25 protein-coding genes and 1 tRNA gene are annotated in these 25,210 nt (G+C 67.3%); 16 read left to right on the forward strand and 10 right to left on the reverse strand.

Features of this window, described 5'->3' with window-relative positions; genetic code table 11:
* Positions 1–139 precede the first annotated feature (139 nt).
* The 3 genes from CPH63_RS10680 to CPH63_RS10690 are packed head-to-tail and all read left to right on the forward strand — an operon-like array spanning position 140 to position 4,124.
* Positions 140–2,443: an MMPL family transporter gene (locus tag CPH63_RS10680; protein WP_096302953.1), complete on the forward strand. Its 2,304-nt coding sequence runs from the start codon at positions 140–142 to the stop codon at positions 2,441–2,443.
* 2 nt (positions 2,444–2,445) lie between these two features.
* Positions 2,446–3,480, forward strand: a complete 1,035-nt coding sequence (locus CPH63_RS10685; RefSeq protein ID WP_096302954.1) for a sensor histidine kinase — start codon at positions 2,446–2,448, stop codon at positions 3,478–3,480.
* On the forward strand, positions 3,471–4,124 hold the full coding sequence (locus CPH63_RS10690; protein WP_096302955.1) for a response regulator transcription factor: 654 nt from the start codon (positions 3,471–3,473) through the stop codon (positions 4,122–4,124). Before CPH63_RS10685 ends, CPH63_RS10690 begins: the two co-directional genes overlap by 10 nt.
* Here CPH63_RS10690 and CPH63_RS10695 read toward each other — a convergent pair.
* Positions 4,099–4,662, reverse strand: coding sequence for an Lrp/AsnC family transcriptional regulator (locus CPH63_RS10695; protein WP_096302956.1), 564 nt, complete (start codon positions 4,660–4,662; stop codon positions 4,099–4,101). The genes CPH63_RS10690 and CPH63_RS10695 overlap by 26 nt on opposite strands.
* Positions 4,663–4,820: 158 nt before the next feature.
* Between CPH63_RS10695 and hppD the strand changes: the two genes are divergently transcribed.
* Genes hppD through CPH63_RS10720 form a run of 5 tightly spaced genes read left to right on the forward strand, consistent with a single transcriptional unit; the run spans position 4,821 to position 10,323 of the window.
* The gene (gene hppD / locus CPH63_RS10700) at positions 4,821–6,047 is read left to right on the forward strand and encodes a 4-hydroxyphenylpyruvate dioxygenase (protein ID WP_096302957.1); all 1,227 of its coding nucleotides are present in this window, start codon (positions 4,821–4,823) and stop codon (positions 6,045–6,047) included.
* Positions 6,048–6,094: 47 nt separating this feature from the next.
* Positions 6,095–7,297 carry a homogentisate 1,2-dioxygenase gene (locus CPH63_RS10705; RefSeq protein ID WP_096302958.1) on the forward strand — a complete coding sequence of 401 codons (1,203 nt, stop codon included), beginning with the start codon at positions 6,095–6,097 and terminating at the stop codon, positions 7,295–7,297.
* Positions 7,294–8,475 carry a fumarylacetoacetate hydrolase family protein gene (locus tag CPH63_RS10710; protein ID WP_096302959.1) on the forward strand — a complete coding sequence of 394 codons (1,182 nt, stop codon included), beginning with the start codon at positions 7,294–7,296 and terminating at the stop codon, positions 8,473–8,475. The genes CPH63_RS10705 and CPH63_RS10710 overlap by 4 nt, the downstream gene beginning before the upstream one ends.
* 11 nt (positions 8,476–8,486) lie before the next feature.
* On the forward strand, positions 8,487–9,731 hold the full coding sequence (locus CPH63_RS10715) for a lanthionine synthetase LanC family protein (RefSeq protein ID WP_157749452.1): 1,245 nt from the start codon (positions 8,487–8,489) through the stop codon (positions 9,729–9,731).
* A gap of 34 nt (positions 9,732–9,765) precedes the next feature.
* On the forward strand, positions 9,766–10,323 hold the full coding sequence (locus tag CPH63_RS10720) for a dihydrofolate reductase family protein (protein ID WP_096302961.1): 558 nt from the start codon (positions 9,766–9,768) through the stop codon (positions 10,321–10,323).
* On the opposite strand, the gene CPH63_RS10725 is transcribed toward CPH63_RS10720, so the two are convergent.
* Positions 10,311–10,529, reverse strand: a complete 219-nt coding sequence (locus tag CPH63_RS10725) for a hypothetical protein (protein ID WP_157749453.1) — start codon at positions 10,527–10,529, stop codon at positions 10,311–10,313. The genes CPH63_RS10720 and CPH63_RS10725 overlap by 13 nt on opposite strands.
* A 109-nt stretch (positions 10,530–10,638) precedes the next feature.
* On the opposite strand from CPH63_RS10725, the gene CPH63_RS10730 reads away from it, so the two are divergent.
* The gene (locus CPH63_RS10730; RefSeq protein WP_096302963.1) at positions 10,639–11,010 is read left to right on the forward strand and encodes a VOC family protein; all 372 of its coding nucleotides are present in this window, start codon (positions 10,639–10,641) and stop codon (positions 11,008–11,010) included.
* Between the two features lie 32 nt (positions 11,011–11,042).
* Here CPH63_RS10730 and CPH63_RS10735 read toward each other — a convergent pair whose 3' ends face one another.
* Together CPH63_RS10735 and CPH63_RS10740 are read right to left on the reverse strand one after the other, a co-directional pair.
* Positions 11,043–11,243 (reverse strand): hypothetical protein, encoded by a 201-nt coding sequence (locus CPH63_RS10735; RefSeq protein WP_096302964.1) that lies wholly within the window; start codon positions 11,241–11,243, stop codon positions 11,043–11,045.
* A gap of 51 nt (positions 11,244–11,294) precedes the next feature.
* Positions 11,295–12,134, reverse strand: a complete 840-nt coding sequence (locus CPH63_RS10740; RefSeq protein ID WP_157749454.1) for a hypothetical protein — start codon at positions 12,132–12,134, stop codon at positions 11,295–11,297.
* Between the two features lie 371 nt (positions 12,135–12,505).
* Here CPH63_RS10740 and CPH63_RS10745 point away from each other — a divergent pair, with 371 nt between their 5' ends.
* Positions 12,506–13,849, forward strand: a complete 1,344-nt coding sequence (locus CPH63_RS10745; protein ID WP_096302966.1) for a chloride channel protein — start codon at positions 12,506–12,508, stop codon at positions 13,847–13,849.
* Here CPH63_RS10745 and CPH63_RS10750 read toward each other — a convergent pair.
* The gene (locus CPH63_RS10750) at positions 13,834–14,517 is read right to left on the reverse strand and encodes a hypothetical protein (RefSeq protein ID WP_197704656.1); all 684 of its coding nucleotides are present in this window, start codon (positions 14,515–14,517) and stop codon (positions 13,834–13,836) included. The genes CPH63_RS10745 and CPH63_RS10750 overlap by 16 nt on opposite strands.
* Before the next feature lie 98 nt (positions 14,518–14,615).
* On the opposite strand from CPH63_RS10750, the gene CPH63_RS10755 reads away from it, so the two are divergent.
* Complete coding sequence (locus CPH63_RS10755; protein WP_096302967.1) at positions 14,616–16,016, forward strand: glutamate decarboxylase; 1,401 nt, start codon at positions 14,616–14,618, stop codon at positions 16,014–16,016.
* A gap of 44 nt (positions 16,017–16,060) precedes the next feature.
* On the opposite strand, the gene CPH63_RS10760 is transcribed toward CPH63_RS10755, so the two are convergent.
* Together CPH63_RS10760 and CPH63_RS22240 are read right to left on the reverse strand one after the other, a co-directional pair.
* A tRNA-Arg gene (locus CPH63_RS10760) sits at positions 16,061–16,133 on the reverse strand.
* A 75-nt stretch (positions 16,134–16,208) separates the two neighbouring features.
* Positions 16,209–16,346: a hypothetical protein gene (locus tag CPH63_RS22240; protein WP_157749455.1), complete on the reverse strand. Its 138-nt coding sequence runs from the start codon at positions 16,344–16,346 to the stop codon at positions 16,209–16,211.
* Between the two features lie 93 nt (positions 16,347–16,439).
* Between CPH63_RS22240 and CPH63_RS10765 the strand changes: the two genes are divergently transcribed.
* From CPH63_RS10765 to CPH63_RS10785, 5 genes are all read left to right on the forward strand, one after another.
* Complete coding sequence (locus tag CPH63_RS10765) at positions 16,440–17,405, forward strand: helix-turn-helix domain-containing protein (RefSeq protein WP_096302968.1); 966 nt, start codon at positions 16,440–16,442, stop codon at positions 17,403–17,405.
* A 40-nt stretch (positions 17,406–17,445) separates the two neighbouring features.
* On the forward strand, positions 17,446–18,741 hold the full coding sequence (locus CPH63_RS10770; protein ID WP_096302969.1) for a multidrug effflux MFS transporter: 1,296 nt from the start codon (positions 17,446–17,448) through the stop codon (positions 18,739–18,741).
* A gap of 201 nt (positions 18,742–18,942) precedes the next feature.
* Positions 18,943–19,449 (forward strand): single-stranded DNA-binding protein, encoded by a 507-nt coding sequence (gene ssb, locus CPH63_RS10775; RefSeq protein ID WP_157749456.1) that lies wholly within the window; start codon positions 18,943–18,945, stop codon positions 19,447–19,449.
* A gap of 147 nt (positions 19,450–19,596) precedes the next feature.
* Positions 19,597–21,279: an energy-dependent translational throttle protein EttA gene (gene ettA / locus CPH63_RS10780; RefSeq protein WP_096302971.1), complete on the forward strand. Its 1,683-nt coding sequence runs from the start codon at positions 19,597–19,599 to the stop codon at positions 21,277–21,279.
* Complete coding sequence (locus CPH63_RS10785; protein WP_096302972.1) at positions 21,280–22,029, forward strand: hypothetical protein; 750 nt, start codon at positions 21,280–21,282, stop codon at positions 22,027–22,029.
* On the opposite strand, the gene CPH63_RS10790 is transcribed toward CPH63_RS10785, so the two are convergent.
* From CPH63_RS10790 to CPH63_RS10800, 3 genes are all read right to left on the reverse strand, one after another.
* Entirely contained in the window at positions 22,026–23,624 is a 1,599-nt protein-coding gene (locus CPH63_RS10790; protein ID WP_096305070.1) for a glycoside hydrolase family 13 protein, read from the reverse strand. The genes CPH63_RS10785 and CPH63_RS10790 overlap by 4 nt on opposite strands.
* Before the next feature lie 124 nt (positions 23,625–23,748).
* On the reverse strand, positions 23,749–24,132 hold the full coding sequence (locus CPH63_RS10795; protein ID WP_172892195.1) for a globin: 384 nt from the start codon (positions 24,130–24,132) through the stop codon (positions 23,749–23,751).
* Between the two features lie 19 nt (positions 24,133–24,151).
* Positions 24,152–25,174 carry a mechanosensitive ion channel family protein gene (locus CPH63_RS10800; RefSeq protein WP_096302973.1) on the reverse strand — a complete coding sequence of 341 codons (1,023 nt, stop codon included), beginning with the start codon at positions 25,172–25,174 and terminating at the stop codon, positions 24,152–24,154.
* Positions 25,175–25,210 lie beyond the last annotated feature (36 nt).

Consider the following 25,210-nt stretch of genomic DNA (forward strand, 5'->3'; position numbering starts at 1 on the left):
CAGCAGCTACCCCACCGCCGCCGGGCGGACCTCCGAGCCGAGGGTGGGGCTAACCCCACCCCCGACTCGGGGGTCGGCCCCGGCTCAGAGGCCGGGAAGCTCCAGTGACGGCACATCCCCGTACTTCGAGGATGGATCCATGACCACTTCTGTCTCCCGTTCGACTGCCGACGTCTCCAGCCCGACGAAGCCGCCGACCGCGCCACCCGGCGCCCTGGTGCGGTTGGTGAGGGGCGCTGCGCATGTCGCGCAGCGTCGTCCCAAGACGATCATCGCGCTCTGGCTGCTGCTCGTGGTCGCCTGCACGGTCTTGGGCGCCACAGCCGGAACCAAATCCCTCACCGACGTGCAGTCGGAGGTGGGACAGTCCGCCAAGGCCGACGCGCTGCTCCAGCGCGCGGGGCTGCGCACCCCGGCGTCGGAGAGCATCCTCATCACCGCCTCGACACCGGCCCTAACCAGCGCCGCCGCGGCCGACCTGGCCGGGCGGGCCGGTGCGCTGCCACAGGTTGCGTCGGTGACCGGGCCTGAACAGTCGGCCGATCTGATCGCCGACGGTGGGCGGATCGCGCTGGTGCAGGTGCAACTGCGCGGAGACCCGGACAGCGCGCAGGATCAGGTGGGCGCGCTACTCGCACTCGATGCCCAGGTCGAACGCGTTCATCCGGGCACCGTGGTCCAGGAGGCCGGCGCCGGCACCGAAAGCAAAGCCATCAACGACCTCATCGACAGCGACCTGCGCCGGGCCGAACTGATCTCGCTGCCGATCACCCTCCTGATACTGGTGTTGGCCTTCGGAGCTGTCGTGGCCGCGTGCGTGCCGCTCATCCTCGGCATCACCGCGGTGGCGGCCGCGCTCGGGGCGCTCGGGCTGGTCTCACACCTGGCCCCCAACAGTCAGTCGACCTCCGCCGTCGTCGTGCTCATCGGCCTAGCGGTCGGGGTCGACTACTCGCTCTTCTACGTGCGCCGCGAGCGGGAGGAGAGGCGGCGCGGGCACGGGCCGGCCCGTCTGGGCGGTAGGTCGGTCCCCGACTCCGCGCTTGAAGCGGCCGCCTCCTCGGTCGGGCGGGCGATCCTCATCTCCGGACTGACGGTGATGGCGGCCCTGGCCGGACTGCTGCTCACCGGCGCGGGAGATTTCGTCTCGATGGGCCTCGGCACGATCCTGGTCGTCGCCATCGCCGTCCTCGGATCGCTGACCGTTCTACCGGCCGTGCTCGCTCTGCTCGGTGACCGGGTCGACCGCGGGCGCGTCCCCGGCGCCGCTGCGATCACGGCTGCGCGAGCCCGCCGCCAGCTCCGCCGGCCCGACGGTGCCGGCCGACCAACCGGTGTCTGGGGCCGTCTGGCCCGAAACGTCACCAGCCACCCGCGAGCGGCCCTGGTTGCCTCCGTATGCGTGCTCGCCACCCTCGCCGTCCCGATGTTCGGCATGCGCACCGGCGACCTGCAGGCCGGCGACCTGCCGCAGAACCTGCCGGTCGTGTCGGCGATGAAGGCCATCGAGGCGACCTTCCCCGGCGCTCCGCAGGACGCCGAGCTCGTCGTCAGCGGTCACGCTCTTGCCAGTCCCGCCGCGCACGGTGGTCTGACTGCGCTCGGACGGCGCGCTCTGGCCGTCACCGGCGGACGGGGCGAGGTGACGGTGGCCGTCTCCTCCGATGCCAGCGTGGCCCGGGTCGACGTGCCGATGCCGGACCTCGGAGTTGGGGCGGGCAAGGCCACGGTCGAACGGCTGCGCGCTCAGGTCGCGCCCACGGCCGCAACGATCGACGGCGTGGCGGCTCCGGCCCTGGTCACCGGCGACGTCGCCTCGAGCGCTGACTACTCGCACCGAATGAGTGAGGTGACCCCTGAGGTGATCGGCTTCGTGCTGCTGCTCGGGTTCGTGTTGCTGCTGGTGACGTTCCGGGCTCCGCTGCTGGCGGCGACGGTGATGGCGCTGAACCTGCTGTCGGTCGGGGCGGCGTACGGCATCCTCACCGCCGTCTTCCAGCACACCTGGGCTGAGCACCTGCTTGGCTTCCACTCCACCGGGCACATCATCAATTGGATGCCGTTGTTCATGTTCGTGGTGCTCTTCGGGCTGTCGATGGACTACACCGTCCTTGTGCTCGAACGCATTCGTGAGGCGCGCCTGCGGGGGCTGCCTCCGCGCGAGGCCGCCGCCGATGGTGTCAGTGCGACCGCGGGCACCGTCACCAGTGCCGCAATCGTCATGGTGGCCGTCTTCTCGATCTTCGCCACGCTCGGCGTGATCACCTTCAAGCAGCTCGGGGTCGGTCTCGGGGCCGCGGTGCTGCTCGACGCCACGCTCGTGCGCGGAGTGGCACTGCCGGCAGCGGTGGCCCTCCTCGGCGAACGCGGCTGGCCACTGCGTGGGTGGAAGGATGCCACTGTGGACCGTGTGGCAGCTGGCACCGCCAAGGACAGAACGTGAGCATGCGCGCCGAGCCGAGTGCTGCCGAGCCTGCGGCCGGCACCTCGCCGCTGGCCTTCACGATCGCGCTCGGCGCGTTCATCGTGCTGGCCACCACGGTTGTCTGGGCCGCGGTCGGCGGTGGCTACTTCTGGCCGTGTTGGGTGATTCTGGGCTGCGGTGCGGCGCTGGCCCCGCTGATCTGGTGGAATCACCTGCACGGCCGACCCAACACCGCGCACACCCGGGTGTGGTGGCACCTGGACGTCAGTGCCACCGCGGCGGCGGTACTGATGCTGGTCTGGCTCTTCACCGGCGCGCACGGGCTGTGGGCGTTCTGGTCGATCCTCGGACTTGCCCTGGCGCTCGGGCTGCACGCGCTCATCGACCTGCGGGCCGAGGTGCCCCAGCTGCAGACCCGGGCGTTGCAGGAGCGAGTCGATACCCTGAGCCGAACTCGCCGTCAGGCCGTGGACGCCCAGGCCGCCGAACTGCGCCGCATCGAGCGCGATCTGCACGACGGTGCCCAGGCCCGTCTCGTAGCGTTGACCATGCAGCTCGGCCGCGCCGAGGCCGAGCTCGCCCATGAGCCCGCGGCCGCGGCGCTCGTCCGGGCCGCCCGAGAGGAGGCCACGGTGGCCATCCAGGAGTTGCGTGACCTTGCCCGGGGCATCGCCCCGCCGGTCCTCGCCGATCGGGGCCTGGTCGCCGCGGTTCAGTCGCTGGCCGACCGTGGGCACGCCGCGCTGACGGTGACGACCGCCAACGACGGGCGACGACTGCCGCCGGCGGTCGAGAACGCGGCCTACTTCCTGATCGCCGAGGCGTTGACCAACGCCGCCAAGCACGCGCCCGGCGTCACCGCACGAGTCGATCTCGCCCTGCGCCCGAAGCAGCTCGTCGTCGATGTGACCGATGACGGACCGGGTGGCGCCGACGTGACGGGCAACGGGCTGCAGGGACTGCGGGCCCGGGTCGAAGCACTGGACGGGACGCTGGCCGTCACCTCACCGGAGGGTGGACCCACCCACCTGCACGCGGAACTGCCATGCGAGTAGTCATCGCCGAGGACCACGCGCTGCTGCGGGAGGGGCTCGTCGCGCTGCTGAACGGCGCCGGTATCGAGGTGGTGGCGACCACCGACACCGGCCCGGGCCTACTCGACATCGTCACCGAACACGAACCCGACCTCGCGATCATCGACGTGCGACTGCCCCCCGGCTTCGCCGACGAAGGCATCCGGGCGGCGATCGCAGCCCGCGCCGCGCACCCCACACTCGCCACGTTGATCCTCTCGCAGTACGTCGAACCCGTGTACACCGCCGAGCTGCTCGACTCGCCGGGCGGAGGGGTCGGCTACCTACTCAAGGAGCGGGTCAGTGACATCGCGGAATTCGTCGAGGCATTACACCGGGTCGCGGGCGGCGGCACGGCGCTTGACCGAGAGGTCGTCACCGAACTGGTCCGCACCCATTCCGCCACCAGCGACCACCTCAACGCCCTCACACCCCGCGAGCGCGAGACGCTCGCCTTGATGGCCGAGGGGCGCACCAACGCCGGCATCGCCAGGACGATGGTGATCACTCTGGGCGCGGTCGAGAAGCACATCTCCAACATCTTCACCAAGCTCGACCTCCCCGACACTGACGACGACCACCGTCGGGTGCTGGCCGTGCTCAGTTATCTCCGCACGACCGGCTGAGCGCGGCGGTGGCCGATCGCTCGCGGAAGGCCGGTGCTCGAGGCGGCCGGGGGCGCTGCTGCTGCAGCAGCAACGGTAGGGTCCGCGGGGCGACGACCACCGACAGGATGACGACGCTGGTCGAGCGGCGAATCGCATCCGATTCGTTCAGCTTCAACAGCAACTCCTGCAGCGCCTCGTTCGACTCGGCGGCCAGCCGGCAGAGCACGTCGCCGCTGCCGGTGGTCGCGTAGGCCTCCAGAACCCCCGGGAGTGCAGTGAGGAACTGGCGGATGTCGGCCAGCCGCCCCTGGGCGATCTCCAGCGTCACCATCGCCTGCACTGGGTAGCCGGCGGCGGCCACATCGATATCGGGCCCGTAGCCGGTGACTATGCCGGCCTGCTGGATCCGGTCCAGCCGGGCCGACACCGTCGCCCGCGCCACGCCCGACAGTCGGGAGAGCTCCAGGATGCCGATGCGCGGGTTGTCGGTGAGGAGCTGGAGCAGGGTGACGTCGAGGGCGTCCAGTCGTGATGACACATCGCGCTCCTCACTCATCGGATGACGACCAACTTAGCAAAATGCTAATCAGTAGGCCAATTGAACTGGCCTGATGTTCCACTCGGGCTAGCTAGTGCTGTTCCGATTGCGGCTTGATGTCAACGTGGATTCACTGGGAGTGCTGACACCCTGAGCCCGCTGACCCGGAGGCCGAGATGACCGTCGCCCACCCCCTGACCGCCCTCACCGACTCCGAACGACTGGCCCACCTGAGCCTGGAGCAGCTCAAGGAACTCGTCGGGCTCGTCGAGTACGACGCCTCGGCCGACCCGTTCCCGATCGACGGCTGGGATGCCCTGGAGTGGGTGGTCGGCAACGCCGCTCAGGCCGCGCTCTGGTACCAGCTCGTCTACGGCATGGAACTGGTCGCCTACGCCGGACCGGAGACCGGCGTGCGCGATCGCCACTCCTACGTCCTCGACAGCGGCGCCGCCCGCTTCGTCGTCTCCGGCGCCGTCGAGCCCGGCAGCCCATTGGTGGCCGTGCACAGCAAGCACGGTGACGGCATCAGCGACATCGCGCTGCAGGTTCCCGATGTCGATCGCTGTGTGGAGCACGCCCGATCCCAGGGTGCGGTGATCCTGGAGGAGCCCCACGACGTCAGCGACGAACACGGGACGGTACGTATCGCCGCGATCGGGGCCTACGGCGATCTGCGCCACTCGCTGGTCGACCGGTCGCGTTACACCGGCCCCTACCGGCCGGGATACGTCGCTCGGACGTCGTCGCTGGGCAAGTCGCCGACCACATCCAGCGAGGAGCCCAAGCGGTTCTTCCAGGCGATCGACCACGTCGTCGGCAACGTCGAGCTGGGACAGATGGACCGGTGGGTCGACTTCTACAACCGGGTGATGGGCTTTACCAATATGGCGGAGTTCATCGGCGACGACATCGCCACCGACTACTCGGCGCTGATGAGCAAGGTGGTGGCCAGCGGAAATCATCGCGTCAAGTTCCCGCTCAACGAGCCCGCGGTCGGGAAGAAGCGCAGCCAGATCGACGAGTACCTCGAGTTCTTCGACGGTCCCGGCGCGCAGCACGTCGCGCTGGCCACCGACGACCTGCTGGCGACCGTGGACGCCCTGGCCGCGCGCGGAGTCGAGTTCCTGGTAACCCCGGCGAGCTACTACGAAGATCCCGAATTGCGCGCGAGAATCGGAGAAGTGCGCGTCCCGATCAGCGAACTGCAGCGTCGCGACATCCTGGTCGATCGGGACGAGGATGGGTACCTGCTGCAGATCTTCACCAAGCCGATCGGAGACCGTCCAACCGTCTTCTTCGAGTTCATCGAACGGCACGGCTCGCTCGGCTTCGGCAAGGGCAACTTCAAGGCGCTCTTCGAGGCCATCGAGCGGGAGCAGGAACTACGCGGCAACTTCTAGGTTCTTAGGCGGCAACCGCCGCCGGACGAGCAGATGGGACGACGCAGATGGCCCACTACCAGGCCCGAGGCTCGATACCACCCAAACGGCATACGCAGCATCGCAGCGATAGCGGCGACCTGTACTACGAGGAGCTGATGGGGGAGGAGGGCTTCTCCTCGGACTCCTCGCTCCTGTATCACCGAGGCCTTCCTTCAGCGCTGGTCGATGCGCGTCCGTGGAGTCTGCCCGACCAGACGACGCTGCCCAACGAGCCGCTGCTACCCAGGCACCTGCGGCTGCCGGACCTCTTCGATGCGGCCGGCGCAGACTCCGTGGATGTGGTGACGGGGCGCCGCCTGGTGCTGGCCAACGACGATGTGCGCATCAGCTATGTCGTGGCCGGCGGCGAGTCCCCGCTGTATCGCAATGGCATCGGTGACGAGTGCGTCTATGTCGAGTCCGGGACCGGTGTGGTGGAGACCGTCTTCGGTCCGCTGCCATTCCGCGCCGGGGACTACGTGCTGATTCCACGTTCGACCACGCATCGCTGGATGCCGGATGGTGAACCGATTCGGGCCTACTGCATCGAAGCGAACTCGCACATCGCGCCCGCGCACAAATACCTCTCCCGCTACGGGCAACTGCTCGAACACTCACCCTTCTGCGAGCGTGACCTGCACGGCCCGGGCGAGTTGGCGCCGCGCGAGGAGACCGAGGTCGAGGTGTATCTGAAGCATCGCGGCACCGGCCCGGGCGCGGTGACCGGGACGGTGCACGTCCTACCGCACCACCCGTTCGACGTGGTCGGCTGGGACGGCTGCCTCTACCCGTACACGTTCAACGTCTCCGACTTCGAGCCGATCACCGGACGGGTGCATCAGCCGCCGCCGGTGCATCAGGTCTTCGAGGGTCACAACTTCGTGATCTGCAACTTTGTGCCGCGAAAGGTGGACTATCACCCACTCTCGATTCCGGTTCCCTACTACCACTCCAACGTCGACTCCGACGAGGTGATGTTCTACTGCGGGGGCGACTACGAGGCGCGGAAGGGATCGGGGATCGGCCAGGGGTCGGTGAGCCTCCACCCCGGCGGGCACTCGCACGGGCCGCAGCCCGGCGCCTACGAGCGTTCGATCGGCGTCGACTACTTCGACGAGTTGGCGGTGATGGTCGATACCTTCCGACCGCTGCGCCTCGGGGAGGGGGCGCAGGCCTGCGACGACGGCGTCTACGCCTGGTCCTGGCATCGTCAGGGTCGCAATCAGTGACGTCTTCGGTCGATCCGCTCGCCGTCGATCATCTCCCGTATGGCTCGCTGCTGGACGCCGACGGACTCCGCTTCGCCGCCGTGCGCTGGGGCGAAGCCGCCTTCGACCTGACCCGCTGGTCTCGACAGACCCCATTCGCTGAACTCTTCGGGGACGGATCGCTGGACGGGCTATTGGCCGCCGGGCACCGGACCTGGGACGAGCTACGGGCCGCGGTGGTCGCCGCGTTGGGCGTTCCGGCGACCCTCGCCGCGTTCTGCCGGCCGCTGGCCTGGACGACACCCACGCTGCCGTTTGCCCCCGGCGACTACGTCGACTTCTACGCATCCCGGGATCACGCAACGAATGTCGGACGAATCTTGCGGCCCGATGGTGAACCGCTCACCCCGAACTGGCGGCATCTCCCGATCGGCTACCACGGGCGGGCGGGCACCATCGTGGTCTCGGGTACTGAGATCCGGCGTCCATGGGGGCAGTTTCGAACGGCAGACGGTGACATCGAATTCGCAGCCTCCGACCGCCTCGACCTGGAGGCCGAGGTCGCCTTCGTGCTCGGTGGTAGCACCACGTTGGGTGAATCGATCCCGCTGGTCGACGCGCGCGACTATATCTTCGGCGTCTGCCTGCTCAACGATTGGTCGGCGCGTGACATCCAATCCTGGGAGTACGTGCCGCTCGGCCCCTTCCTGGGCAAGTCGTTCGCGACCAGCATGTCACCCTGGATCACCCCGCTCTCCGCTCTGGAGGACGCCTGGTTGGCCCCGCCGGCCCGTGATACCCAGCTGCTTGCGTATCTGGATGACGCCGGCCGGCGCGACGCCCTCGACCTGGCCCTTGAAGTGCGTATCAACGGGCAGCTGATGTCGCGGCCACCGTTTCCTGGCATGTACTGGACTCCGGCGCAGATGCTGGCCCACCTCACGGTCAACGGCGCCTCGATTCGTCCAGGCGACCTCTTCGCGTCGGGCACCGTCAGCGGCCCCACCCCGGACCAGGTCGGAAGCCTGCTTGAGCTCACCTGGAACGGGACGCGACCGAAGCCGCTGGGCGATGGGAGAATGCTCCGGTTCCTCGAAGACGGTGACGAAGTGGCCATCAGCGCGACCGCGCCGGGGCGGCACGGACGGATCACCCTCGGCGAATGCCGTGGACGGGTGGTGGAGGCGGTACAGCGGTGAGGAGTTTGACGGTGGGCAGCCGGCTGGAGTTGCTGGACGGTGCTTTCGACTGGATCCGTTCGGTCGCGGTGCCGGCGCCCGGCGGCCTCACCTGGTGTGAGGAGGGTGAACCCTTCGACGATCTCTACTCCGGTACCGCCGGTGTCCTCCTTGGCTGTGCCCAGGCAAGGTCGAGCGGCCTCAACCTCGCTGACATCGCCGACATTGCCGCTGCGGCGGTGGCCCGGTTGTCTCACCTGGCCACGAATCCAGGAACGGCGACGCTGCCCGACGACGGGCTCTTCTCGGGTTGGGCCGGCGTCCCGGTCGCGCTGCGGGCCTGGTCGTCGGCTGCGGATGATCCCCACGCGTTGTCGGCCGCCGAGCAGGTGACCCGGCAGATCGCTCAGCGGCTGCTCGGCGACGTGCTCAGCGGCCAGCCCCCGCACCCCTGCCCGGACATCATCTCCGGGGATGCCGGGTTGCTGCTCATGCTGCTGGCCGACCCGCACGCGACGACGAGCGAAGCGGCCCAGCTGCTGGCCGATCGACTCGTCGCCTCGGCCGAGCCCGCGACGGTCGGACTGCAGTGGCGGATGGGGCCGAAGTGGGAGCACCTGATGCCGGGCTTCTCACACGGCACAGCCGGCGTGGCCTACGCGCTGGTCGCCGCCAGCCAGCAGCTGAAGCGACCCGACCTGCTGGAGACGGCCGTGCTGGGCGCCGAGGAGCTGCTGCTGCTCGGACACACCCCGGATGGGTGGGCGCTGCCGCTGAGCATCCCGCGGCAACTGCACCGTCCGGCGGTCTTCTACGGCTGGTGTCACGGACCAACCGGAACCATCCGACTTTTCCTGGCCTTGAACGAGATCGATCCGCAGCCGCGCTGGGAGCAGGCGATCGCGGCCTGCCTGCAGGCGCTGCGCGAAAGCGAGCTGCCCAAGCGCGTCTACCCCGGCTACTGGGACAACCTCGGGCGTTGCTGCGGGACGGCGGGCGTCGGGCAGTTGCTGGTCGAGCGCTACCAGGCCACCGGCGACCCGGCGTTGCTGGAGTGGGCCGAGGTGCTGGCGAGCGACGTGCTCGCGCGCGCGGTCGTCAGTGACACCGGGGTCAGCTGGTCGAACACCGAGCACGCCCGCGATCCGTCGCAGTTGCCGGCCGAGCCGGGATTCATGCAGGGGGCGAGTGGAATCGCCGGCTGGCTGGCTCAACTCGAGGCGGTCAAATCGGCTGGCCATGCCACGCCGGCCGGACTTCGCCTAGGCTGGATCTGACGGGCTGGAACTGGCGGATGCCGGAGGCGCAACGATGGGCAAGATCTTCGCGGTCGAATATCTGACTCTGGACGGGGGCTTCGAGGATCCGGGGTGGAGCGGCCCTTACTTCAACGAGGAACTCCAGCAATTTCAGTTCGACAACCTGCTCGAATGCGACGCGCTGCTGCTCGGGCGGGTGACGTATCAGGGATTCGCCCAGGCCTGGCCGTCGATGGAGGCCGAGACCGGCGACTTCGGTCGGCGGATGAACAGCATCGGCAAGTACGTCGCATCGACGACTCTGGGCGCGCCGGAGTGGAACGCGACGCTGATCGAGGGGCACGTCATCGATGCCGTGAAGCGACTCAGGGCGTCGGAGGAGACGCTGATGATCGCCGGCAGCGCAACGCTGGTCGAGTCGCTGCGAAGCTACGGGCTCATCGACGAGTACCGGCTGATGATCTACCCGGTCGTCGTCGGCCACGGCCGGCGCTTCTTCGGTGAGGCACCCTCGTCGATGACGCTGGTCAACTCACTCGTCACCAAGTCGGGGGTCGCTGTCCTGACCTACCACCCCGACGAGTCGCGCGAACCGAGCTACTCCGGCTGAACGGCGTCGACGCTGTGGTTTCTGCGGCCCAGGAGCCAGTACAGCATCGAGTTGCCGGGGTTGACGGTGATGATCACCCGCCAGACCTTCCGGTTCCCGCGGATCTGCTCGTCGGATCGCCGGCTGAGATCACGCCAGGCGAAGACGGCGAGCACTATCTCGGCCACGACCAGCACGGACAACTGAGGTCTGCTGAGCTTCTTCACTACTCAGGTCTACTGCCTGGGACGCGGGGAGAACAAGTGTGCGGCGAAGAACGGCCACGGTGGGAGTCGGTGCGAGTTGGTGCGCGTCGGTGCGTGCTAGAACCGATCCATGAACGGTGTCGTGCACTTCGAGATTCAGGCGAGTCAGCCGGAGCGGGCTATCGAGTTCTACGGTGCGGTCTTCGGGTGGACGTTCGAGAAGCAGCCGATGCCGATCGACTACTGGTTCATCGGCGGCGCGGGGATCACCGGTGGCCTCCTCGAACGGCCGGTGCCGGTCGCCGAGTCCCCGGGCGGAACGAACGCCTTCACCTGCTCGATGGAGATCGCCGATTTCGGCGCCACGGAGGCCGCGGTCCTCACCCACGGCGGCCAGATTGCGATGGAGAGGTTCGAGATGTCCGGGCGCACCTATGGCTACTTCCTCGACCCCGAGGGGAACGTCTTCGGGGTCTTCCAACAGCACCCTGAGGCGATTTAGAGCTCAGCGGCTGACCGTGGTGTAACTGGACCTCAGACGAGCGAGTTCTCGAACTGCAGCGCGATCTGGCTCTGCTCCTCCAGTGCCGCGACGATCTGCGCCTGCATGCTCCGGATGACTTCGATGCCGTCGGTGATCGTGCCGACGTCCGCGGCTACGGCCGAGGCCGCCAGTTGAATCGTGGAAATCTGCGCCTCGACTTCGCTGGTCGCCTTCGCCGTGCCCTGAGCCAAGTCTCATCGCTTCAAACCAGGGTGACATCTCACACTGGGCCATTCCCCGCGCTAGGCGGAGACCGCCGGTTCCGCAGCCGTGACCGCGGGCGAAGTCAGCTTCATGCTGAGCTTGATCGCCTTGACCGACGACATGCCGGCCGCGTAGAGCGCGGTGCCGACGGAGAGCATGACGAAGCCGAGGACGTGGAAATGATGTAGCCCGAGCAGGATCAGCCCGATCCGGCCGAGCAGAAATCCCGGTCCCATCACCACCGCGCTCAGCGCGCCGCCGGCGACGAGTCGCCCGAGATTCTCGGTGACCGGGAGGCGCTGCTGACGCACACCGATGATGCGGGCCGGCACAGCGACGAAACTGACGAGCATCACGGCGAGCACGATGGCCATGACGAGTCCGAAGGTCCAGATACCGGCAATTCTCGGCAGCACCACCACGGTGAGGGCCAGCGCGGCGCCGACCACGAGCCCGGAGCTGACATACATCCGGCCGCTGCCCTTCGCCTGCCGCACCGCCCAGGCAATCCGCGGCGGTGGGGGCCCGTCGACGGCGTAGGCGAAGACGGTATTGCACCACATGGCGATGATGGTGAAGAGCACGATCACCACAGCGAGCACGACCAACGCAGGCGTCGACATCTGCCGAAACGACGCGTCCTGGAAGATATGCCGCTTCACATTCCACATGGCAAGCCACACCCAAGCGGCGGGAACCAGTTGAATCAACGACAATCGCCAGTTCACGATCAAGAGCTTCACGCCGGCGACGAGGAGGACCACGGTGCCCGCCGCCCATGCCACTGGCCTCAGGATTCGTCTGCTCTCACCAAGCTGGCGGGCCGTCGACTCGATCAGCGCCGGGTCGGCGTCGGCCACCGCCCGGGTCAGTTTCACGCAACTAGCCCACCAGGACAGCCTCGGTTGCTCGGACTGAGCTGCGTCGGGCTCGTACCCGCCGGACGGATCGGTCAACTGCTTGGGGTTCGGCAAGGTTGTACCTTCTCGTCAAGATCAGTCGCACGTTGCTCAACACTGCCGCCTCTTGCCGCGGTGCCTACCAGTACGGCCGGATCAGCGCTGATGGGCAAGCCTAGCAACCTTGGGGCGGACGCGGATGTCGATGTCAGCGCCGGTTCGGGTATTCGCCCGCCGGTGCGGCACAGGCCCACCACCGACCATCCGTTGAGGATGAGGACAACGCACCCATCCGCTGACCAGACTGTCGGAAAGCCGATGGTTGGGGGCTGCATGATGGTTCTGACGAGATGACACAGCCGGCCTTCAGCGGGAACCCGCTGGCGATCATCCGCAGCCGCCCGTACGCCGGGTTGCTGATCCTGGGCGCGCTCCTCGGCGTGCCGTTGTCCGCCGGGGCCTACTTCTTTCTCTGGCTGGTCGGGAAGCTCCAGACCTGGATATTCGTCAATCTGCCGTCGAAATTCGGTCTCGGAACGAACCCGACGTGGTGGCCGATCGTGCCGCTGGCCATCGCGGGTCTGCTCGTCGGCGCGATCATCCGATACCTACCGGGCCGGGGCGGTCACTCGCCGGCCGACGGCTTCAAGACCGGACCACTGGCGACCCCGCCGATGCTGCCCGGAGTCTTCCTCGCGGCACTCGTATCACTGAGCCTGGGCGCGGTGGTCGGGCCGGAGGCCCCGCTGATCGCGTTGGGCGGGGGACTGGCCCTGTTCGCCGTCGGGCTGCTCAAACGAGACCTGCCCCGGCCGGCGATGATGGTGATCGGCGCGACGGGTAGCTTCGCCGCGGTCAGCGCACTGCTCGGGTCGCCGCTGCTGGGCGCGTTCCTGCTCATGGAGGCGATAGGCGTCTCGGGGGGAGTCGGCACCCTGGTCCTGATGCCGGGGCTGCTCGCGTCCGGCATCGGTGCCCTTGTCTTTCTCGGACTGAACTCGCTCACCGGCTTGGGGAGCGTGTCGCTGGCGCTGCCGGCGTTACCGCGCGTTCCGGATCCGACGGTCGGCGAGTTCGTGTGGGCGATCGTCATCGGGGTGATCGCGGCGGTGCTGGGCACGGCAATCCGATGGGCGGCACTCGCCGTCCGTCCAACCGTGGAGAGACGTCTGGTTCTGCTCACTCCGGTGGCCGGGGTGGCGGTGGCGCTGCTCGCGGTCGGATACCGCCTGAGCACCGGCAAACCCACCACTGACGTTCTCTTCTCGGGTCAGTCGCAGCTTCCGGACCTCGTCTCCGGGCGGGCCGGCTATGCCTGGGGCGCCCTGGCCGTGCTGCTGATCTGCAAGTCGGTCGCGTACAGCATCTCCCTCGCCGCCTTCCGGGGTGGGCCGGTCTTCCCGGCGATGTTCATCGGCACGGTGCTCGGTCTGCTGGCGACCCATATCGGTGGAGTGGCGCCGGCCGCCGCCATCGGAATCGGTGTCGGTGCGATGAGTGCCTCGATGCTCAGGCTGCCGTTGACGTCCGTGCTGCTGGCCACCTTGCTACTGGGCTCCAACGGCCTCACCGTTATGCCACTGGTGATCGTGGTGGTCGTCGTGTCGTACATGGTGTCGATCTGGTTGGGGCCGGCACCGGCGCCGGTGGGAGAACCGGCAACTCGGACTGAGGAGCCTCAACCTTCGACGTGAGCCGGTCTCGGCAGCAGCAGGATGGCGCCGGCGAGGAAGCAGAGCGCCCCGACCAGCGTCCCGAGGTTTGACAGCTCCGCTCGCCACACATCGTCGGCGGAGTGGATCACGTAAGCGGCGGCGGCCGAGACGCCGAAGGCCACCGAACCGAGGAGGTTCAATGCCGCGATCCACCAGTCGCGGGTGCGGCGACCGTCGGTCGAGCGGTCGCGCATGGCGACCCGCCAGGCAATCCCGCTGGCCACCAGGAACGCGGCCGACCCGAGCGTGTCCGGGCGCCACACCCGCTGGTCGGCGACCTCGGCGCTCAGGTTGTGCCGCAGCGCGTTCCCGGTGCTCCAGTTGAACCACAGCGTGCCGGCGAGCTGGACCGCAGTGGCCAGCCAATCCATATCCTTCGGGGCCCACACCCAGAACTTCCGGCCGCCGCTGCTACCGGCGCTGAGCCCGTCGACGGCCTCGCGGTACTGCAGAAATCCGGCACCGGTGAAGAAGAGGGAACCGACGAAGAAGGTGAGTGAGGTCGCGCGCAGCCCCGCTGCTTCGGAGTACGGCGGCAGCGCGCCGAGAGCGAAGAGCGCTGAACCGACGATGAAGAGGGTCGCCATCCAGAACCGGCGGCGGCTACCGGCAGCCGGCACCGTGGATTGGGCTCGTCCGTCGTTCACCGACGCTCACCCGGCCCGGGGGATGCCGACCGACGTCCTCCGGTCGTAGCGTGCAGACGGGCCGGCGGATCTGCCGGCGAGCTGAGGAGCTGTGACCAATGCCGTTGCACGATCGTGAGTCCATCCGTTCATCTTTCGATGATTCCGTCTACGCCGGCGCGAACTTGGCCAAGGCGGCCCCAAAGTATCACTTCCCATCAGCCGAATGGCGCTCCGAGGACGCCTTCGCCGTCATTGCCGACGAGCTGCTACTGGACGGGAATTCCCGGCAGAATTTGGCCACCTTCTGCCAAACCTGGGAGGAGCCGGCCGTCCACCGGCTGATGGATCTGGCCATCGACAAGAACATGATCGACAAGGACGAGTACCCGCAGACGGCTGAACTCGAGAAGCGCTGCGTACACATGCTCGCCGACCTGTGGAATGCCCCCGAGGCCGGCAACCCGGTCGGCGCCTCGACCATCGGCTCCTCTGAGGCGTGCATGCTCGGCGGCCTGGCTGCGAAGTGGCGGTGGCGGGCCAAGCGAGAGGCGGCCGGAAAGCCGACCGACCGACCGAACATGGTCTGCGGACCCGTCCAGGTCGTCTGGCACAAGTTCGCAAAATACTGGGACATCGAGATGCGTGAAGTGCCGATGTCCACGGGGCATTACGCGATGGATGCCGCCGACATGCTGGCCCGCGTCGACGAGAACACGATCTTCGTGGTGCCGACGTTCGGGGTGACTTACACCGGCGCCTACGAGATGATCCGGCCACTCGCCGACGCGCTGGACACGCTGCAGGCCGAGACCGGTCTTGACATCGACATCCACGTCGACGGAGCTAGCGGGGCCTTTCTCGCGCCCTTCTGCGCCCCGGCTCTGGAGTGGGACTTCCGGGTTCCACGGGTCAAATCGATCAGCACGTCCGGGCACAAATTCGGATTGGCGCCGCTGGGTGTTGGTTGGGTGGTCTGGCGCGATGCGGCGGAATTGCCGGACGATCTGGTGTTCCATGTCTCCTACCTCGGTGGAGACATGCAGGTCTTTCAGATCAACTTCTCCCGGCCCGCCGGGCAGATCGCCGCCCAGTACTACGACTTCATCCGGTTGGGTCGGGAGGGTTATCGCCGCGTGCACATGGCCTCCTACGACACCGGCCAGTTCCTGGCCGAGCAGATCGTCAAGCTCGGCCCGTTCGAGTTGATCTGCGACAGTGACCCGCTCACCGGGATCCCGTCGGTGGCCTGGAAACTCAAGGACGGCGAGGATCCGGGCTACACGCTTTACGATTTGGCCGATCGGCTCCGAATCTCCGGGTGGCAGGTGCCGGCCTACCCACTTACCGGTGAGGTCTCGGACGTTCCCGTACAGCGCATTCTCGTCCGACAGGGCGTGAGCCGTGATCTGGCTTCAATCCTGCTCGACGACATGCGCAAGGCGATCGCGCACTTCACCCGCCATCCGGTGACGGTCTCCATGGACGCGAAGGAAGCGTCAGGATTCAGCCACCTCTGATCGGAGGGAAGCGGGGGGCAAACGCCGAAGAAAGTTGACGAAAGTGCCCCCGGCAGGAATCGAACCTGCGACCAAGTGCTTAGAAGGCACCTGCTCTATCCTCTGAGCTACGGGGGCGTGAGTAACGCCGTGCGTCGACGCCCGGAGCCGGTCGGACAGGCTCGGGAGACTGTCAGAGGGTACAGCGCGCCATCAGGCAGGGTATCCGCCATGGTGGTCGCGGTCACGTCGAGGTTGCATCGAGTAGTCCGTGTCTCGCGAATCCGGCAACCGGCCGGTCGCGGCGAGGGCGCCGAGAATGAGCAGGCCGAAGAAGAGAAAGATCAACATGGCGCTAAGTTTGCGCTCGTGTCGATACTGCCAACAGTGGCAGAAATGACGAGGTAAGTTGATATTCTGCCATCTTGCGTGGACCATGGTGAGATGCCGATCCGAAACGTCGCAGTCATCGCGATTCCGGGCGTCCATCCCTTCGAATTAGGCGTCGTCTCCGAGGGATTCGGTATCGACCGGGCCGATGACGGCGGCCCGTACTACGACTTCGCGGTCATCGCCGCTGACGACAGGCCGGTCCCGACCTCAAACGGTTGGACGATCTCAACGCCGCACCGCCTCGACCGGGCCGACGAGGCCGACCTGGTGATCGTCCCGGCCTGCAGCATCTCGCCGGCCTACGACGAAGCGGTGATCGACACGCTGCACCGGGCTGTCGACCGCGGCGCAAAGGTGATGAGCGTCTGCGCCGGCGCCTACGTGCTCGGGGCGGCCGGTCTACTCGATGGCCGTGAATGCACCACGCACTGGCGCCACACAGACGAATTCTCGCGTCGCTTCCCGAAGGCGATCGTCAACCCGGACGTTCTCTACGTCTGTGACGGGCCGATCCTCACCTCAGCTGGATCGGCCGCCGGACTAGATCTCTGCCTCCACCTCATTCGAGCCGACTACGGCGAGCGGGTGGCCAATCGCGTCGCCCGGCGGATGGTCGTCCAGCCGCACCGCGACGGTGGCCAGGCCCAGTTCATCAATGCTCCGCTGCGAGCCTGCTCGGCCGAGACACTGGCTCCTCTACTGGACGATCTCGCCGGTGAGCTGCACCTGGAGCACTCCATCGAATCGCTGGCCAGTCGGGTCTCGATGAGCGGCCGGACCTTCGCGCGCCGCTTCCGCAACGAGACCGGCACGACTCCGCATGCGTGGCTCACCCACCAGCGAGTGCTGCTGGCGCAGCAGCTCCTCGAGTCCGGCGACGACCCGATCGAGACGGTGGCCGCCCGCTCCGGGTTTGGCACGGCGGCGCTGCTGCGTCACCACTTCACGCGGGTCGTCGGCACTTCGCCCGCCGCGTACCGGCGCACCTTCGGCTGCCGCAACCTGGTGTCACAATGACCGCGAATACCGGTCGGCCGCGCACGCCAGCGGCGAATGAATGACGGCCACCCACCACGCGCTGCGCTCGTCTGAGCCTTCCCGGCTGCACCGGCTACCGGCCCGGCAACTGGTCGTGCTCGGGCTGCTCTGCGGCGTCTCCCCCTTTGCGACCGACATGTATCTGCCGGCTTTCACCTCCATGCAGGCCGATCTCAGCACGTCGGCGTCACTGGTGCAGCTCACCCTCACGACGTTCCTGGTCGGGTTTGCCTTCGGCCAGCTGATCATCGGGCCGGTCTCTGATCGCTTCGGGCGGCGGCGGCCGCTGCTCATGGCGACCGCGGTCTTCGCGATTGCCAATGCGGTGTGCGCATTGGCCCCAGGGGTCTGGGTATTCGTCGGCGCCCGCTTCCTGGCCGGCTTCGCCGGTTCGGCCGGTCTGGTGATCGGCCGAGCCATCGTCTCCGACCGGGTCAGTGGGCCACGGGCAGCGCGATCGCTCAGCGTGCTGCTGATGATCAGCAGCGTCGCCCCGGTCGTCGCCCCGCTGGTCGGCGGCGCGCTGGTCGATCCGATCGGCTGGCGAGGCATCTTCTGGGTGCTCACCGGGCTCGCAGTGGTCATGTTTTTCGGGGCATTGTTGCTGTTGCCGGAGAGCCTGCAGGCCCGCCATCGCAGCACCGAGGGCGTCGGTGCGGCGATCGCGACCGGCAGGGGTCTGCTTCGGGACCGGCAATTCTCGGCCAACGTGGCCGTTTACGCGCTCGGCTTCGGGGCCATGATGGCCTATGTCTCCGCCTCGCCCTTCGTCGTGCAGAACGTCTACGGGCTGAGCGCGCGTGAGTATTCCTATGACTTCGCCGCCAACGCATCGATGCTGACCGTCAGCTTCGCGGCCAATGCCTACTTCGTGCCGCGAGTCGGCGCGCACCGGATGCGCGCCATCGGCGTCGGCGGACTCTTCCTCTCCACGCTGATCTTCGCGGTCCTCACCTTCAGTGGACACACCCCGCTCGCCGCGATGCTCGTGCTTCTGGCGATCAATGTCGGGAGTCTGGGGTTGACCTCAAGCAACTCAACGGCGCTCGCCATGGCCCGGGCTCCGCATGCCGCCGGCACCGGATCGGCGCTGATCGGCGCGATTCAATTCGGCTTCGGCTCGGTGATGTCGCCGCTCGTCGGCCTGGGCGGCTCGGGCACTGCGGTGCCGATGGCGATCGTCATGCTGGGCTGCTCCAGCGGCGCGCTGGGTGCCTCGCGCTTTGCGCGGTTGCCGACTGGTGAATCAGATCTGAAGGCACTACACGATCCGGAGTACGTGGACGAGGCGTCGGTTCCTTCCCCGATGCTGTAGCGGTTCGGCCCCCACTACCCGGGGGCACTGACATTTTCGAGGCGGCCATACACAGCATCTGCGGCCATGCACAGCCGCGCCGGATCCGGCGTCCCGGTCGCATCATTCGGGGTTTCCTTGGTTCATGCCCAACGCGGGCACACCGGCGAATCGACACGAACGATCAACTCGAAGACCGGCCCACGAACGAAGGAGAACACCATGCGCGACCCACACCTGACCCTCATCGGCAACGTCGTCGACGCTCCCAAGCGATGGAGCACCAAGACCGGTAACGACATGACGAGCTTCCGGCTCGCTTCGACATCCAGCCGCTACGACCAGCAGACCGGAGCCTGGGTGGACAACACCACCCTCTTCGTCAATGTGGTGTGCTGGCGGGCCCTCGCGGTGAACGTCGACGAGGCACTCCAGAAGGGCGATCCGGTGGTCGTCACCGGTCGGTACCAGGCTCGGACGTACGTCAAGGAGGAGGTCACCCGCACGACCTACGAGATCATCGCCGACTCTGTCGGGCATGACCTCACGCGCGGCGTATCGAAGTTCCAGAAGGTCCGCCGCTCGGCCGCGGCGACGTTCATGGAACTGGGCGCCGACGGACTGCCGGCCGACGCGATGGAGCAGCACGACGACGTGCTCTCCGCGGACTTCGCCGCTGAGCGAGAGCTCGCCCATGCGACCGACCGCGAACTCGCGCACGCAAGCTGAGTCGCCCTCCGGGCGCCGCGAGAGCTCCGATTTCGGGGGCTTGGCGGCGCCCGGCCGCGCGGGCTGGAAGAATGGGCGGCTGGGCGCTCCGCGCCTGCGGTGGAGTAAGTGTCCACCCCCAGACGATCGCATCGACAGGAAGACATCGTGGCTCAGTTCATCTACACCATGCACAAGGTCCGCAAGGCGATCGGCGACAAGGTCATCCTCGACGACGTCACGCTTTCGTTCCTGCCCGGTGCGAAGATCGGCGTCGTCGGGCCGAATGGCGCGGGTAAGTCCACGGTCCTGAAGATCATGGCCGGACTCGACACCGCGTCCAACGGTGACGCGTCACTGGCCGCCGACGCCAGCGTCGGCATCCTGCTGCAGGAGCCCCCGCTGGATGAGACCAAGACGGTTCGCGAGAACGTCGAGGCCGCGGTCGGTGAGCTGCGCGGCTGGATGACCCGCTTCGACGAGGTCTCGGCGGCGATGGGGGAGCCCGACGCGGACTTCGACTCGCTGCTCACCGAGCAGGGCGACCTGATGGAGAAGATCGAGCACGCGAACGGCTGGGAGCTGGACAGCCGCATCGAGCAGGCGATGGACGCCCTGCGCTGCCCTCCGGGCGATGAGCCGGTGACCCACCTCTCCGGTGGAGAGCGGCGCCGCGTCGCCCTCTGCAAGCTGCTGCTGGAGGAGCCGGATCTGCTGCTGCTCGACGAACCGACCAACCACCTCGACGCGGAGAGCGTCAACTGGCTGGAGCAGCATCTGGCCCGCTACCCGGGTGCTGTGCTCGCCGTGACCCACGATCGTTACTTCCTGGACAACGTCGCCGAGTGGATCCTCGAACTCGACCGGGGCCGGGCCTACCCCTACGAGGGCAACTACTCGACCTACCTGGAGAAGAAGGCCGAGCGTCTCGAAGTTCAGGGCAAGAAGGACCAGAAGCTGCAGAAGCGGCTGCGCGAAGAGCTGGACTGGGTGCGTCAGAACGCCAAGGGCCGGCAGGCCAAGAGCAAGGCTCGCCTGCAGCGCTACGAGGAGATGGCGACGGAGGCCGAGAAGACTCGAAAGCTCGACTTCGAAGAGATCCAGATCCCACCGGGCCCGCGTCTGGGCACGGTCGTGGTTGAGGCCAGCCACCTCGACAAGGGCTTCGACGATCGCCTGCTTATCAAGGACCTCTCCTTCGACCTGCCGCGCGGTGGCATCGTCGGAATCATCGGACCGAACGGCGTCGGCAAGACCACGCTCTTCAAGACCATCACCGGTATCGAGCAGCCTGACTCGGGTGAGGTACGGGTCGGCGACACGGTGAAGCTCAGCTACGTCGATCAGAACCGCGGCGGCATCGACCCGGCGAAGAACGTCTGGCAGGTCGTCTCCGACGGTCTCGACTACATCAAGGTCGGGCAGGTGGAGATGCCCTCCCGGGCCTACGTCTCAGCGTTCGGGTTCAAGGGACACGACCAGCAGAAGCTGTCCGGCGTGCTCTCCGGTGGTGAGCGCAACCGGCTCAACCTGGCGCTGACCTTGAAGGAGGGCGGCAACGTCCTGCTGCTGGATGAGCCGACCAATGACCTGGATGTCGAGACTCTCGGTTCGCTGGAGAACGCGCTCCTCGAGTTCCCGGGGTGCGCGGTGGTCATCAGTCACGATCGCTGGTTCCTCGACCGGGTGGCGACGCACATCCTGGCCTGGGAAGGCTCGGATGACAACCCGGCCGCCTGGTTCTGGTTCGAAGGTAACTTCGAGTCCTACGAGAAGAACAAAGTCGAGCGTCTGGGTGCCGAGGCGGCTCGTCCGCACGCCGTGACCCATCGCAAGCTCACCCGCGACTGAGTGGTGGTACACGCCGGCACCGCCGCCACCCAGGGCACGTCCGTGCCCGCGGCGGGGGCGGCCTTCGCGGAACTGGCGCCCATGCTGCGGCGGGCGGTGTCACTGAACGCCGGCGTAAACGTCCGCCTGCAGGGGCGGGGTAACCAGCTAAGGGCCTTGATCTGGCTACCGTTCGACATTCTCGTCGGCCGGACGGTCTCGGTCGGTGCCAGCAATGCCGGCGCCGCGCCGGAGTTTGACCTGACCGTGGGAGCCTCGGAGTTGCTCGACCGTCTCGATGCCGCCACCGACTCGGTGCCGGGATTCTCCGCCGATGAGGCGATTTCGCTGCTGCCCAATCGGGATGCCCAGTGGCGGGCGGCCGCACCGCCGCGAGAGGGGTGGCGACGAGTCGAGTCCGTGCCGGGGGCGGTCGTCCGATCGCTGGTAGCGGCCGGCGCCCGTGCTCTGGCGGACGCCGCTGACCGGGAGGGCATCCCCGGAGGTCAGCCGCGGGCCGAGGTCACTGAGGCGCTCCTCGATTCGGTCGTCCTGACCCTCGAAGAGAATCCGACCACCGGGCAGGGGGCGACCACAGCGCTGACGGCGGAGGTGACGCTGCGGATGATCACCGCGGTCACCCGCATGGGATTCCTCCCCGACGACGCCCAGGTCGCTGTGGACATCTGCGGTCGGTGGACCCGGGTGACCGCTCCCTTCGGCAACTCCTACCGCGAACGCTCGCCCCTCGGCATCTCACTACTGACCTAGGCCAGCGGGCTCTCGGCCTTGAGCCAGACAGCGGTGTTCGCCGGCAGCACACCTTCAGACTCCAGCGGGGAGGAGGCCAGCAGCACCTCACCCGGCGGCAGGACGGCGTCGAGGTCGGAGAAGTTGACCGCGACCACGAAATCGTCGCCTCGGGTGTAGGCCAGGCAGCCTTCCGGCGCCCCGATCCAGTTGAAGTCGCCGCCATGAATCGCCGGCGTCTCAGCGCGCCGCAGCAGGGCCCGCCGATAGAGGGACAGGGTCGATTCTTCGTTGTCGAGCTGGCGCTCAACGGTGACCGACTCCCAGGAGGCCGGCATCGGAAGCCAACTCGTCTCGTTGGTGGTGAAGCTGAAGGGCGGCTGGTGACCCTCCCACGGGAGGGGGACCCGCTCGCCGTCGCGGCCCCGTTCGGTGTACCCGCTGCGCTTCCAGGTGGGGTCCTGCAGCACCTCGTCCGGCAGATCGACATTCTCAAGGCCGAGCTCGTCACCGTTGTACAGGTAGACCGCACCGGGCAGCGAGAGCTGAATCAGTGCCGCCGCCCGTCCCCGAGCCGAGCCGATCGCACCGCCGCCGTAGCGCGTGGTGTGCCGCACCACGTCATGGTTGGAGAGCACCCAACTGCAGGGCGCTCCGACCGCCGCCAGCGACTTGAGGGAGTCGGTGATGGCCTGGGTGAAGGACTCCAACCCCCACTTGGCTTCAATGAGTTCAAAGTTGAAGGTGAGGTTCAGCTCATCTTCGCGCACATAGAGCGCCAGTCGCTCCGGATTCGGAACCCACGCCTCTCCGACCGCCATCCGGTCGCCGGAGTAGGAGTCGAGGGTGCGGCGGAACCGGCGGTGAATGTCGTGCACCGCGTCGTCGTCCCAGCGTGGATCGTCCAGCGCCGGCATCGCCTCGTTGAGCGCCCCGAGGGTCGCTAGGTTCATGTCGGGGAGGCCATCGGGTTTGGCCATGCTGTGCGCCACGTCAACCCGGAACCCGTCAACTCCGCGATCGAGCCAGAAGCGCATGACGCGCTCGAATTCATCCGGGATCTCCGGGTTGAGCCAGTTGAGGTCGGGTTGCTCGGGCGCGAAGATATGCAGGTACCACTGCCCAGGCTCGCCGTTCGCCTCCGTGACGCGGTGCCAGGCCGGGCCGCCGAAGACCGACGGCCAGTTGTTGGGTGGCAGTTCACCGTTGGCCCCGTGCCCGTCGCGAAAGATGAAGCGCTCCCGCTCGGGACTGCCGGGGGCGGCCTTCAAGGCGGCCTGGAACCAGGGGTGCTGATCGGAGAAGTGGTTCGGGACGATGTCGACGGTGATCCGGATGCCCCGCTCGTGGGCGGCGGCCAGCATCGTGTCGAAGTCGGCCAGGGTGCCGAAGATGGGGTCCACGTCGCACGGATCGGCGACGTCATACCCCCCGTCGGCCATCGGTGACGTGTAGAACGGGCTCAGCCAGATCGCATCGATCCCGAGCAGTTTCAGGTAGTCCAGGCGGTCGGTGACACCGGGGATATCGCCGATGCCATCACCGTTGCCGTCGGCGAAGCTCTTCGGATAGATCTGGTAGAAGACGGCACTGCGCCACCACTCCGGTCCGGCCATTGCTTCGGTGATCTCGTCCACGGGAGCTCCTGTATCTGTCTTCTTCGCAAGAATGTAAACGCTTACCGATCTTGCCGCACCGATGGGGTTTTGCGAAACGGGGGTGGCCCCGCCGCCCGATTGTTCAGCCCGGAGTGTTGCGTAGCGCGTCGGCCGCGCCGCTCAGGTACTGCCATAGCGTGTCGTGATAGGTCGGGGGCAGTTCGAGCGAATCGAGCGCGGCTTTCATATGCCGCAGCCAAGCATCGCGCTGGGCGACGCCGATGGCGAACGGCGCGTGCCGCATCCGCAGCCGCGGATGACCCCGCTCCTGCTGATAGGTGTCCGGGCCTCCCCAGTACTGGATGAGGAAGAGGCGAAGACGTTCGGCCGCCGGCTCGAGGTCCTGCTCGGGGTAGAGAGCGCGCAGCGGGGGATCGGTCGCGACGCCGGCGTAGAAGGTGTCCACCAGACGGCGAAACGTCTCCTCGCCCCCGACGGCCTCATAGAGGTTGGAGTTGCGGCTCATCGCGAGTTCACCGGTCCCGTCACTCGGTCGCCCCATCGCCACCGTCGACGCCGCCGCCGACACCCCGGCCGGTACCCGGAGGCGGTGTCAGCGTGTCGCCGCCCGGGGTAACCCGCTCCTCGACGCTCTCGGCCACCAGGGCTAGGTCCAGCTCGTCGAAGTTAGCCTTGATGCGCCGCCGAAGCTCACGCGCGGTCCGCCACTGCTGCAGCGGACGGACGCGGGCGACCAGCCGGATCACGGTCTCGTCCCGGGTGAAGGATTCCACTCCCTGAAGCTGGGGCTCGCCCAGGAAGACACCAGCCCATTCCTGCTCGCCGTGCAGCTGCTCCGCCGCTCGCATGATTGCCTGCGACGCCGGCTCGATCTGGGCCGACGCGGCGATCGGGATGTCCAGCACCACCTCGGCGTACCCCTGGCTCTGGTTACCCACCCGCACCACCTCGCCGTTGCGGACGTACCAGACGGTGCCATACACATCGCGCAGCTGGGTGGTGCGCAGCCCTACCGCCTCGACGACGCCGGTCGCCTTCTCGAAGTCGATCACGTCACCGACGCCGTACTGGTCCTCCAGGATCATGAAGATCCCGGCCAGAAAATCCTTGACGACGTTCTGTGCGCCGAAGCCGATGGCCACGCCGACGATAGACGTCCCGGCGATGAACGGCGCCATGTTGATGCCGAGCTCGTCCAGGATCAGCAGCACGCTCACCGTCAGGATGACGAACGAGGTGATGCTGTTCAGCACCGATCCGATGGCCGCCGATCGCTGCCGTCGACGCTCTGACACCAGCCCGGCCGACTCGAGGAATCCGTTCTGGCTGACGCGCTCCTTCAGGGGGTTCAGGATTCGCGGAACCGACCCCTGGCTCACCGAATTCGTGATGCGATCGACGAAGCGGTGCGCCAATTTGCGCAGCACGACGGCGATCAAAACGATCGCCAGGATCTTCAGCGGGCGCGCGATTAGGACGTCGGTGTGGTCTTCGAGTAAACGTGACTCTGCTAGCACCTGCGGATACACAGTTGCCCACTTTGCCATGTCCAGAGTTCACTAGTAGCGGATAGACACCGGACG

The sequence above is a fragment of the Jatrophihabitans sp. GAS493 genome, assembly GCF_900230215.1.
GTDB lineage: Bacteria > Actinomycetota > Actinomycetes > Mycobacteriales > Jatrophihabitantaceae > MT45.